This is a genomic window from Microlunatus sp. Gsoil 973 (genome assembly GCF_009707365.1).
Classification (GTDB): Bacteria; Actinomycetota; Actinomycetes; order Propionibacteriales; family Propionibacteriaceae; genus Microlunatus.
On record NZ_CP046122.1, the window covers coordinates 1,320,748 to 1,333,153 of the forward strand.

The 12,406-nt window shown below is 67.1% G+C and carries 8 protein-coding genes and 1 pseudogene; 5 read left to right on the forward strand and 4 right to left on the reverse strand.

All coding sequences use genetic code 11. The features are described from left to right. Positions 1–309: 309 nt before the first annotated feature. The 3 genes and pseudogenes from GJV80_RS06175 to GJV80_RS06185 form a co-directional block, all read left to right on the forward strand. Positions 310–1,587 (forward strand): annotated as a pseudogene (locus GJV80_RS06175) (DUF4082 domain-containing protein); the annotation flags it as partial. 37 nt (positions 1,588–1,624) lie between these two features. Next, positions 1,625–4,747 carry an Ig-like domain-containing protein gene (locus GJV80_RS23740; RefSeq protein WP_154687143.1) on the forward strand — a complete coding sequence of 1,041 codons (3,123 nt, stop codon included), beginning with the start codon at positions 1,625–1,627 and terminating at the stop codon, positions 4,745–4,747. Between the two features lie 105 nt (positions 4,748–4,852). Then, a complete protein-coding gene (locus GJV80_RS06185) occupies positions 4,853–5,932 on the forward strand; it encodes a biotin/lipoate A/B protein ligase family protein (protein WP_154687144.1) in 1,080 nt (359 codons plus the stop codon). Between the two features lie 208 nt (positions 5,933–6,140). Here the strand turns inward: GJV80_RS06185 and GJV80_RS06190 are convergent, their stop codons facing one another. Continuing rightward, a complete protein-coding gene (locus GJV80_RS06190) occupies positions 6,141–8,360 on the reverse strand; it encodes an MDR family MFS transporter (protein WP_154687145.1) in 2,220 nt (739 codons plus the stop codon). 3 nt (positions 8,361–8,363) lie between these two features. Beyond that, positions 8,364–8,990: a TetR/AcrR family transcriptional regulator gene (locus tag GJV80_RS23155; protein WP_195909190.1), complete on the reverse strand. Its 627-nt coding sequence runs from the start codon at positions 8,988–8,990 to the stop codon at positions 8,364–8,366. Between the two features lie 631 nt (positions 8,991–9,621). Here GJV80_RS23155 and GJV80_RS06200 point away from each other — a divergent pair. Together GJV80_RS06200 and GJV80_RS06205 are read left to right on the forward strand one after the other, a co-directional pair. Continuing rightward, the gene (locus GJV80_RS06200) at positions 9,622–10,242 is read left to right on the forward strand and encodes a histidine phosphatase family protein (protein ID WP_154687147.1); all 621 of its coding nucleotides are present in this window, start codon (positions 9,622–9,624) and stop codon (positions 10,240–10,242) included. Positions 10,243–10,278: 36 nt separating this feature from the next. Further along, positions 10,279–11,352, forward strand: a complete 1,074-nt coding sequence (locus GJV80_RS06205; protein WP_154690077.1) for a low specificity L-threonine aldolase — start codon at positions 10,279–10,281, stop codon at positions 11,350–11,352. Positions 11,353–11,373: 21 nt separating this feature from the next. Here the strand turns inward: GJV80_RS06205 and GJV80_RS24495 are convergent, their stop codons facing one another. After that, positions 11,374–11,643, reverse strand: coding sequence for a substrate-binding domain-containing protein (locus GJV80_RS24495; protein WP_255455543.1), 270 nt, complete (start codon positions 11,641–11,643; stop codon positions 11,374–11,376). Continuing rightward, complete coding sequence (locus tag GJV80_RS06210; RefSeq protein ID WP_255455544.1) at positions 11,640–12,371, reverse strand: LacI family DNA-binding transcriptional regulator; 732 nt, start codon at positions 12,369–12,371, stop codon at positions 11,640–11,642. The genes GJV80_RS24495 and GJV80_RS06210 overlap by 4 nt, the downstream gene beginning before the upstream one ends. Positions 12,372–12,406: the final 35 nt, after the last annotated feature.

The window sequence follows — 12,406 nt, forward strand, 5'->3', positions numbered from 1 at the left end:
GGGCCGGCCGCTCGGCCGCAGTGCCCGCCGCGGTCAAGATTGTCCCCGGCAACCCCGTCGGCGGAGATTCTCCCGTTTCCCAGCGCGATCACCATCCCCCGTGCTTTGATCGCAGACGACGGATCGGACGGCGACTTGTCGACCGACTGCTCCAGGCGGTGCGCTGACGCATCGTGGGGGATTCGGCGTCTTCGGGGGGAGATTGTCGTGTACGTCAAATCGCGCGCGCGTGCGCTCGGCCAGGGACGGCGGACCGGTTCCGGCCACCGGCCGATCGCGCTGGTCATCGCCATCACCCTGATCCTCGGAATGCTCGGCAGTTGGCCACTGGCCCAGACCGCCAGGGCGGCCACCTGCCCGTGCACGATCTTCGGCACCAGGACGCCGGGCACGCTCGCCGACCCCGACACGTCCGCGGTCGAACTCGGCGTCAAGTTCCGCGCCGATCAGGACGGCTTCGTCACCGGGATCCGCTTCTACAAGGGATCCGGGAACACCGGCACCCACACCGGTTCGCTGTGGAACACCGCGGGCAACCGGCTGGCGACCGTGACGTTCACCGGTGAGAGTGGTTCGGGCTGGCAGCAGGCGGAATTCGCGACGCCGGTTCCGGTCACCGCCAACACGACCTACGTGGCGTCCTACTATGCGCCGGCCGGTCACTACTCGTCCGACAACAACTTCTTCTCCTCCGCCGGCACGGTCAGTTCACCGCTCACCGCGCTACAGGACGGGACCGACGGTGGGAACGGCGTCTACCGGTACGGCGTCGGCGGCGGCTTCCCCAACAGCACGTACCAGGGGTCGAACTACTGGGTGGACGTTGTGTTCAATTCCAGCGGAGTCGACACCACCAAGCCGACGGTCACCGACCGCCAGCCTGCTGCCGGGACGACAGGTGTCCCGGTCGGCGCGTCGGTGACGGCCACCTTCAGTGAGGCGATCCAGCAGTCGAGCATCGCCTTCACGCTGGCCGGTCCGTCCGCGGTTCCGGCGACGGTGAGCTATGACCCGGACAATCGGAGGGCCACGCTCACGCCCAACGCTGCGCTGGCGACGTCCACCACCTACACGGCCAGCCTCAGCGGTGCCCGCGACCCGGCGGGGAACGTGATGGACCCGGTCACCTGGACCTTCACCACGGGCGCGACGGCCAGCGGTTGCCCGTGCACCATCTGGCCGAACTCAGCGACCCCGGCGACTGCCTCGACGGCGGACGACTCCGCGGTCGAGGTCGGTGTCAAGTTCCGGACAAGTCAGAACGGCTTCATCACCGGCATCCGCTTCTACAAGGGCGCGGGCAACTCCGGCACTCATGTAGGCAGTCTCTGGTCGCGGACCGGCACGAAGCTGGCATCGGCCACGTTCTCCGGCGAAACCTCATCCGGCTGGCAGCAGACACTCTTCGGCGCACCGGTGGCCGTCACCGCGAACACCACCTACGTCGCCTCCTACTACGCTCCGGTCGGACGCTATGCCAACAACGGCAGCTATTTCGCCAACGCGGCAACCACCCGTGGGCCGCTGACGGCGTTGCGCAACGGCACGGACGGCTCCAACGGCGTCTACAAGTACGGCGCCAGCGGATTCCCCCACCAGCGCCTTCCAGTCGACCAACTACTGGGTGGATGTCGTCTTCGACACCAACGCCGCGGACACCACGGCGCCGACCGTGGTCTCGACAGTGCCGTCCGCCGACGCGACCGCCGTAGCCGTCTCGACAACGGTGTCGGCGACCTTCTCCGAAAACGTGAACTCCGGCGCCATGACGCTGACCGACCCCAACGGCAGCACCGTGCCGGCGACGGTCCGCTATGACCCGGACACCCTGACCCTGACGCTGACACCGAACACGCAACTGAATCCCTCGACGCGATACTCGGTCTCCGTGTCCGGTGCCAAGGATGCCGCCGACAACACCATGGCCCCGCTGACCTGGTCGTTCACCACCGGTGCGCTACCACCGCCCGGTCCCGATCAGGGTCCGGGTGGCCCGATCGCCGTGGTGACCGGCTCCGGCAACCCGTACTCGAAGTATCTCGCCGAGATTCTCCGCACAGAAGGTCTCAACGAGTTCGCCACCGTCGACGTCTCGACGCTGTCGGCGGGCACCCTGTCGTCCTATGACGTGGTGATCCTCGGGGCCGTGCCTGTCGACTCCGGCCAGGCCGGCTTGCTGTCCAGCTGGGTCAACGCGGGCGGCAATCTGATCGCGATGAAGCCGAGCAGCACTTTGTCGGGCCTGCTCGGCCTCACCGCGAGTAGCGGCAGCGTCAGTGACGGTTACCTGAAGGTCGACACGGCAACCGGACCGGGCGCCGGAATCGTCTCCGACACCATCCAGTTCCACGGCAGTGCCGATCGGTACACGCTGTCCGGGGCGCAGGCGATCGCGACGCTGTACTCCAACGCAACGACAGCGACGAGCAACCCGGCCGTCACCCTGCGCAGCGTCGGCAGCGACGGGGGACAGGCGGCAGCCTTCAGCTACGACCTGCCACGGTCGATCGTCGCCATGCGGCAGGGCAACCAGGCCTGGGCCGGACAGGAACGTGATGGGCAGGCGCCGATCCGCTCCGACGACCTGTACTTCGGCGGCCGGTCGACCGACTGGGTGAACCTGAACAAGGTGGCCATCCCGCAGGCCGACGAACAGCAGCGACTGTTGACCAACCTCATTCAGGTGATGAACCGGGACCGGAAGCCGCTGCCGCGGTTCTGGTACTTCCCGCGCAGTTTGAAGGCGGTGATCATCGGCACTGGCGATGATCACGGCAACGGCGGAACACCGGGTCGGTTCAACCAGCTGCTGGCGAACAGCCCGGCCGGCTGCTCGGTCACGGACTGGACGTGCTTCCGGTACAGCTCCTACGTGTATCCGAACACGCCCGGGCTGTCCAACTCCGCCGCCGTCTCCTACACCAATCAAGGATTCGAGGTCGGGGTCCACGAGACGACGAACTGCCAGGACTACACACCGTCGTCGCTGGCAGCCAACTACGCCAACGACCTCGCCGGCTGGCGTGCCCGCTATCCCGGCCTTCCGTCGCCGGTCAGCAACCGGACCCACTGCATCACCTACAGTGACTGGTCCTCCCAGCCGAAGACCGAACTCGCCAACGGCATGCGGCTGGACGGCAACTACTACTACTGGCCCGGCAGCTGGGTCCAGAACCGGCCCGGGTTCATGACGGGGTCCGGTATGCCGATGCGGTTCGCCGACACCGACGGCACCATGCTCGATATCTATCAGGCCGCCACCCAGATGACCGACGAGTCGGACCAGACCTTCCCGTTCACCATCGACCGCCTGCTGGACAACGCGCTCGGTTCGACCGGCTACTACGGCGCGTTCACCGCCAACATGCACACCGACGCGTCGACCGAACCGCCGAGCGACGCACTGATCACGTCGGCACAGCTCCACAACGTGCCGATCGTCAGCGGAAAGCAGATGCTCACCTGGTTGGACGGGCGGAACGCCTCGGCCTACAAGGACATCAACTTCACCGGCAACACGCTGAGCTTCAGCATTGCCGCCGGAACCGGTGCGACCGGATTGACCGGGATGCTGCCGACCGCCGGCCCAGGCGGAGCGGTGCTGAACGGGTTGACCCGCTCGGGCAACCCGGTCGGCTTCACGACCAGCACGATCAAGGGTCTGGAGTACGCAACCTTCAACGCAGCCGACGGGGACTACGTGGCCAACTATGCACCCCAGGGCTCGGCGGCTCTGACGTTCTCCGCGCTCAGTGCAGACACCGAAGCAGCCACCAGCAGCCCGGACACGACGCTGACCTGGACCACATCCCGGCCGGCAACTTCGGAGGTGCTGATCGGTACCTCGGCAACCGCCCTGAACACCAAGATCGAACTGGCCGACACGACCCGCAAACACAGCATCTCCGCCCGGCGCCTGAAGCCGGGCACCAAGTACTACTACCGGGTCGTCTCCACCGATCTGAAGGGCAACTCCCGGACCTGGCCCGCGGTAGGCAAGACGCCGGCTGTCTTCACCACCCCGGCGGTCGACAGTAGGGCCCCCAAGATCACCTCGGCGCGGGTGACGCCGTTGCCCGGCGGCATCGCAACCCTCCGCTGGACCACCAACGAGCCGTCGACGGCACAAGTTCGCATCGGCACCAGCAAGACCGACCTCGAGCCGGTGGCCGGCGCCGAAGAGCTGGCGACCGACCATGCCCTGGTGCTGACCGGACTGGATCCCGGCACGACGTACCTGATCAACGGCGTGTCCACCGACGCCGCCGGCAACAGCGCCACCTCGGGCACGCTGCAGTTCGTCACTCCCGGCTCGGGCGTCAGCGAGCAGACCGCACCGAGCTTCAAGCGAGGCACGACCAGCGGCGCCGCGACCGTCGATGATCAGGATCCACTGGGCCGGATCACGCTCTCCGGCGGCACGACCGCGGCCAGGTCCGGCACCTTCGTATCGGGAGTGTTGGATGCTCGGGCGATGGTCATCTGGGATCGGGCCAACTGGGACGCCACCCTCCCTGCGGCGACCACCGGAACGCTGTCTGTCCGCACCGGCAGTACCGCGACACCGGACGCGTCCTGGACGGGTTGGACCAAGGTGCCGGCCGACCGCCGGGTCAGTGGAGCATCCCGCTATCTGCAGTACCGGGTGCAGCTCACCGCCAAGGCCGGCGCGAAGGCACCCTCGCTGTGGGCGGTCGGCTTCTCCGACAACGGTGAGACTCCGGCGAAGGAGTCCGAAGGACGCTGAGGCCGGGCCTCGAGGTCCGGCCTTGAGATCCGGGGGGCCCTGGGATCGGCGCCCCGACCGGCCCAGCACGGAATACCCGGCCCCCGGACACGGTTGAATGCCACCGTGCGCGGTGAATACAAGGTACCGGGCGGCAAGCTGGTCGCCGCCGAGGTCGAGGTCGATGACGGGATACTCAGCACGGTGCGGATCTCCGGCGACTTCTTCGCCGAGCCGGACGACGCGCTGGAGAACATCGACCGTGCGCTGACCGGGATGCCCGAAGACGCGTCGGTGCAGCAGATGAGCGCGGTCGTCACCGCCGCGATCGGGCCGCAGGCGCACCTGATCGGTTTCGACGCCGACGCGGTGGCGATCGCAGTCCGTCGCGCGGTCGGCCGGGCCACCAGCTGGTCCGACCACACATTCCAGATCATCCACGGTGCCGCGGAGACGCCGCAACTGCAGATGGCACTTGATCAAGCTCTCACCGAGTCGGTTGCCGACGGCACCCGGCCGCCGACTCTGCGGATCTGGGAATGGGAGCGCAACGCCGTGGTGATCGGCTCGTTCCAGTCGTATCGGAACGAAATCGATCACGCAGCCGCCGAGCAGTTCGACGTCACCGTCGTGCGCAGGATCTCCGGCGGCGGGGCGATGTTCATCGAACCCGGCAACACGATCACCTATTCGCTGTACGTACCCGGCTCACTCGTGGAAGGTCTCAGCTTCGAGCGTTCGTACGCCTTCCTCGACGACTGGGTGCTCGGCGCACTCTCCGAGCTCGGCATCGCGGCCAGGTACGTACCGTTGAACGACATCACCTCGCCGGTCGGCAAGATCGGCGGTGCCGCGCAGAAGCGATTGGCCAGCAGGGATGCCGAGGCACGGAACAAGCTCGGCGGCGCGGTGCTGCACCACGTCACGATGGCGTACGACATCGACGCCGGCAAGATGACGCAGGTGTTGCGCATCGGGCGCGAAAAGCTGTCCGACAAGGGCACGGCCAGCGCCAACAAGCGGGTCGATCCGTTGCGCAGCCAGACGGGTATGCCGAGGGCCGACGTGATCGACGCGTTCAAAGATCACTTCCGCGGTCGCTATCGGACTGCCGACGGTGTGATCACCGAGTCGGAGCGGCGCCGTGCCGAACAGCTGGTGACCGAGAAGTTCGGAACCGGCGCCTGGCTACACCGCGTTCCTTGACTCGAACGATCCCGACCCAGACGTCTCGACCCAGACGTTCCGACACAGATACTGCGGGCCCGACTCCGGTCGGAGGCGGCCCCCCCAGCGATCTTCCGTCTGACCGATGATCATGCCTGCTGGATGATCATGCCTGCTGGATGATCATGCCTGGTGGATGATCATGGCCGGAGATCATGGGGGGCTGGAGATCAGGTCCGACGGGCGATCATGCGTGGACGGGAAGGGAGTCGTCGGTCGACCCGGTCTCGTCCGGCCTCTGATGGTTGGTGTCAGCGGACGCCGGCGCGTCGGACGGCAGCGCGTCGGACGGCGGCGCGTCGGCAGCGGAACTTCCGAGCAGACCCGACACCTTCGCAGACAACTCGCGTTCGGTGGACCGCAGATCCTCGAGCTCCTCGTCCAACTCGGCCCGCCGCTGCGCGGCGTCGGTCAGGATCCGTTCGGCCTCGGCCCGTGCGCTGCGGTTCACCCGGTCGGCGACCGCACGACTGTTCTGCAACAACGTCGCCTCGTGATCACGCTGCTCGGTTCCGGCGGGCGGGAACGAGCCCACTGCGTCGGCGACCTGTTCGCGGATCTGCTGCAACTGCCGATGCGTGACGCCCGAGGTGGCATCGATCCGGTGGGACACCTCGTCCAACCTCGCGGCTAGCCGTTCGGTCGGCGATTCGCCGGGCGCGTCGGCGGCGCGGACCTCGTCGCGGGCCGCGGTCAGGACACTGACTGCGGCGCCCGACGACGGTTCCGCCACCGGGGTGGACGTCGTTGACCGGGACCCGATGACCGGCGAGGTTCCGTCGATGCTGTGGACGACGGGCGCCGCCGCCACCTGCTCGACCACTGTTGGCGCGCCGGACACGTCGCCGGTCTCGGCGAGCGGGTCATGCTCGGTGCCGTCGATGGTGGTGGCCAGTGCCTTCTCCTTCACGAAGATCACCAGCAGCAGTGCGACCGCAAGCAACGGGGCGATGTACAGGAAGATCGGCGTCAGCGCGTCGTTGTAGGCGCCGACGACGATGTCCTGGATCCCTTGCGGAAGCTGCTTGACCAGATCAGGGGTCAGCGAGTTCGCCCCGCCGCCCGACTGCAACGCCTGGGCTGGCAGCCGTTCGCTCAGCAGACTGGTCAGCCGGCTGGCGAAGATGCTGCCGACGATCGAGGAACCCAGCGAGGCGCCGATCTGGCGGAAGAAGTTGTTCGACGCGGTTGCCGTACCGACCTCCCGGTTGGGGAAGGTGTTCTGGACGATCAGGATCAGGTTCTGCATGCCCGTGCCGATGCCGGCGCCGAGCACGAAGATGGAGGCCATCAGCATCCACAACGGAGTGTCGACGGTGAGCCGGGACAGCAGCAACAGACCGACACCGGTGATGATCATGCTGAGGATCGGTGCCCACTTGTAGCGACCGGTACGGGTGACGATCTGCCCGGAGATGATCGACGCGATCAGCAGGCCGGCCACCATCGGGATCAGCATCAGACCGGACACGGTCGCGCTGACACCCTGCGACATCTGCAGATAGGTCGGCAGGTAACCGATCGCACCGAACATCGCGATCGCGATGATCAGGCCGGCCAACGTGGTCAGGTTGAAGTTGCGCTGCTTGAACAGATGCAGCGGAATGATCGGTTCGGCGGCGTTCCGTTCGGCGATCACGAAGGCGATGCCGAAGACCACGGTCACGGCGAACAGACCGATGATCTGCCAGGAGTCCCAGGCGTACTGACCGCCACCCCAGGAGGTGGCGAGGATCAGCGCGGTGACGGCGACCGCCATGGTGAAGATGCCGGCGACGTCCAGCCTCGGACGCTGATCATGCCGAGGAAGCTTGAGGAAGAAGACAGCGGCCAGGATCGCGACAACACCCAGCGGGACGTTCAGCCAGAAGCCGATCCGCCAGCTGAGACTCTCGGTGAACCAGCCACCCAGCAGCGGGCCGATGACCGAAGAGAGGCCGAAGACGGCGCCCATCACGCCCATGTACCGGCCACGTTCGCGAGCGGGCACGACGTCGGCGATGATCGCCTGGGCCAGCAGCATCAGACCACCGCCGCCTAGACCCTGGACGGCACGGCCGATGATCAGCGTGGTCATGTCCTGGGCGACGGCGCCGATCAGCGAGCCGCCGACGAACACGGTCAGGGCGAAGATCAACAACGGCTTCCGGCCGACAAGGTCACCGAGCTTGCCGTAGATCGGCATCATGATGGTGGCGGCGACCAGGTAGGCAGTGGTCACCCAGAGCATGTGGCTGACACCGTGCAGGTCGCCGACGATGGTCGGCAACGCGGTGGAGAAGATGGTCTGGTCGAGTGCCGCCAGGAACATGGCGACGAGCAGCCCGGCGAAGATCGGCAGCAGGTGCCGGCCTCCCGAGCGCGCAGCGGTGCTCTCCGCCGCAGGGGCGGCTGTATCAATGCTCACTGATCAGGCTTCCTTGATCTTTTCCAGCAGGTTGAGCAGGTCGTCGATGATCTGCTGGGGGTCGGTCGTTGGGTCGGCTGCCGAGGCCGCCGACCAGAGCTTCATGGCGTGGCGGACGATGCCCCACCACAGGTTGACGATCAGCCGGGCCTGGTCGGGCAGCCGGTCGTCAGGGTCACCGGGCCCGCCGTGCTGGGCCTCGAGGCGGCGCAGCACCAACGCGACGAGCTCCTCGTCCTTGTCGGTCATCCGCTCCGCCTGGGCCTTCATCAGCTGAGCGTTGGACCGGATGATCTCCCGACGGTCGCGCCACAGGGTGAGGTCGACGTCGCCGTGATCGGAAAGCACCCGGGACATCATCCGGGCCAGGTCGCTCAACACGTCACCCTGCGGGCGGTGGACGAAGTCCTCGGCGATCTGCGGATCGGGGTCGGACGGAGCCGGCCCGAGGATGGCTGCTTCCTTGGAGCCGAAGTAGTTGAAGAAGGTGCGCTGGCTGGCCAGGCTCGCGTCGCAAATCATGTCCACGGTGACGTTCTCGTAGCCGTGTTCGAGGACCAGCGCAACCGCTGTCTTCTCGATCGTCGATCGCAGCAGCTCACGCTTCTTCTCGCGGAGACTCGTACTCAATTCGGGCCGTTCCTGACAAGTAGTGATGAGGCAGTCACCGCAGTCGCGGTGGGCGCCGGTCCGCCGTTGGGCCCTGTCATCTGCGCTCCAACCAGAATAGTGCAGTGACTGCACGAATGCAGACGCTGCAGGAAGGTGATCTCGCCCACACGCGCTCAGGTACGGCTCAACCTGCCGTCGGCGTACCTGGTGGTCGGGTCCGCACTCCCCGCACCGGTTGGTCGGTCGCGCACCAGTTGGTCGGTCGCGCACCGGTTGGTCGGTCCCGCACCAGTTGGTCGGGCCCGCACCACGTACTCGTTCCCGCTGTACGTACTCGGCGGCGCACCAAATGCAGCGGGTGCGCGGCCGGGGAACTGGTGCGGCGCCGGAGATGGGGTGCGGCATCGAGTAGGTGGTGCGACCTGCGGTGGCCGGTGCCGGTCATTCGCGCACCAGTTGGTCGGTCCTGCACCACGTACTCGTTCCCGCTGTACGTACTCGGCGGCGCACCAACTGCAGGCGGTGCGCGGCCGGGGAACTGGTGCGGCGCCGAGCAAGTGGTGCGCGGCCGCGCAAGTGGTGCGGCGCGCACGAGGGTCGGGGAGCGACCGGCCGCGAGGCGCCGCGGACGCTCTGGAAGGATCGGGGTGTGACCACCTCCGAATCGATGATCATCGCGCTGGTGCGCCACGGCGAGACCGAGTGGAACCGGCAGCGGCGCTGGCAGGGACGACAGGGCGTCGGGCTGAACGAGCTCGGTCGGCGGCAGGCGTCGGCGGCAGCGCCGCTGCTGCGAGACATCGCCTGGACGTGGATGATCAGTTCGCCGCTGGATCGGGCCCGGGAGACGGCCATGATCATTGCCGACGAACTCGCGGTCGTGACGTCCGGGGACGGCCTGCCATTGGGGGATGACGACGGTGTCGTCGAGCGGGCGTACGGCGCTGCTGAGGGCGTGTACTCAGCCGAGGCCGCGCGCCGCTGGCCGGACGGCCGGTTCCCGGGAATGGAGAACGACCAGGAGTTGGCGGAGCGCGGCGCAGCCGCTCTCCGACGGATCGCCGCGGAACGGTCGGGCAACGGCATCGTGGTGAGTCACGGATCGTTCATCCGTGCCACGATCGACGCGTTGTGCGGCGTGGACGCCCCGCGGATCCTCAACGGTTCGGTGTCCCTGCTGCGTACCGACGGCGCAGGCTGGGAGCTGATCGACGTCAATCGAGTCACCGACGGCGCCGGTGCCGGACTGATCGAACATTCGGGTGGCTGAGGCGGGATCCGCATCGGGTGAGAAACTCGTCGGGTGATGACGACCCTGCACGACCCCGGCCTGCGCGGCTTCGCCTCCGACAATTACGCCGGCGTCCATCCCGAGGTGCTCCAGGCGGTCGCCGCGGCGAACGGCGGGCACCAGGTCTCCTACGGCGCCGACGCTTACACTGCGCGGCTGCAGGAGGTGCTCGTTGATCATTTCGGCCCGCGAGTGCAGGGCTTCGGCGTCTTCAACGGCACCGGCGCCAACGTCGTGGGGCTGCAGGCGATGCTGCCTCACTGGGGAGCGGTGATCTGCGCCGAATCGGCACACATCAACACCGACGAGAACGGCGCGCCGGAGCGGGTCGCCGGCATCAAACTCCTGACGGTCCCCACGCCGGACGGCAAACTCCGCCCGGCCGATCTTGATCGTTTTCCCCGGGTGCCCGCCGACGTGCATCATCCGCTGCCCGAGGTCGTCTCGATCACCGAGTCCACAGAACTGGGCACCGCCTACACCGCCGAGGAGATCGAGGCAGTGGCCTCGCGCGCCCACCGACTCGGTCTGGCGGTGCACATGGACGGCTCCCGACTCGCCAACGCAGCCGCAGGCCTCGGCGTCCCGCTCCGCGCGCTCACTACCGATGTCGGTGTCGACGTCGTCTCGCTGGGCGGGACCAAGAACGGCCTGATGTTCGGCGAACTGGTGCTGGCGATCAACCCAGACGCGGTGACCGGCCTGGCGTATCTGCAGAAGCTGAACATGCAACTCGCGTCAAAGATGCGTTTCCTGTCCGCACAGTTCATCGCGCTGCTGGACGGTGATCTGTGGCGGCGCTCGGCCGGGCGGGCCAATGCGATGGCGAAGCGGCTGCGTACCAGCCTGGAGGGCAAGATCAACTCCGGCGTGATCGACGGCATCGGCTTCACCCAGCCGACCGACGCGAACAGTATCTTCGCAACCCTGCCAGAGGGTGTCGCGGACCGGTTGCGGCAGAAGTTCGCCTTCTACGATTGGAATCCCGCTGTACGTGAGGTGCGTTGGGTGTGCTCCTTCGACACCACGCAGGACGATGTGGACGACTTCGCGATGGCGATCGAGGCCGAGCTGGCCGGTCCGGCGTGACACCCGCCGGCCAGCGGGTGATCAGCGAGGCCGGGTACTTGATCTTCTGACGATTCGGTGGGGCAGTGTCACGCTCATGATCGGCCGGTTCCGATCGGCGATCCGCTCGGTGAGAACGGTGATCGCAGTATCGGCGAACTGCTGTTTGTCGAAGTCGATGGTGGTCAACGGAGGCACTGCGCTGGCGGCATCGGCGATGTTGTCGTAGCCGACGACCGAGACATCCTCCGGTACGGACAGTCCGCGCCGGTAGAGGGCGTTGATCACCCCGAGTGCCAGCGTGTCGGTCATCCCGACGACCGCATCCGGGGGGGGGCGTTTCGATCAAGAAATGCGGCGAAGCTCGCACCCGCTGCGTCGGCGTGCCATTCGGTACAGGGGATCTCCAACTCCGGATCCGGCTCGATCCCGGCGGCCCGCAGCGCCTTGCGATAGCCGGACAGCCGCAGTTGTGCGCTGGCCATCGGACCGGCACCGACGATCGCGATCCGCCGATGTCCCTCGTTGATCAACAGCTCGGTGATCTCTCGGCTGGCGGCAACGTTGTCGATCCAGACGTGGTCGACGATGGGCTGGTCGACCTCGCCGATCAGCACCACCGGGGGGAGTGCCACGCCACCCTGGACGGCGCTGGTCTCCAGCAGCACCGGGTTGAGGATCAGGCCGTCGACCAGTTGCGCCCGGGCCCGGGACATCAACTCGCCCTCCCGTTCGCTGCTCGTGCCGGTCTCCTCGATCTGAACGTGCAGGCCGCGTTCGGTCGCCGCCTCGACGAAATGGTGCAACATCTCGCCCGAGTACGGCATCCGCAGATCGGGGAGGGCAACAGCGATCATCCCGGTCCGCCCGTTCCGGAGGCCTCGGGCGGACAGGTTGGGTACGTAGTCGAGGGCAGCCATCGCCTGCTCGACCTTGGCCCGGGTTGCCGGGGTGACCCGGAAGGTGCCGTTCAGCACGTTCGAGACGGTCTTGGGTGACACACCGGCCAGGGCCGCGACATCCCGTACGGTCGCGCGCATGCGTGTCAATGTACTTGCCCCGGGAGCCAATCCGG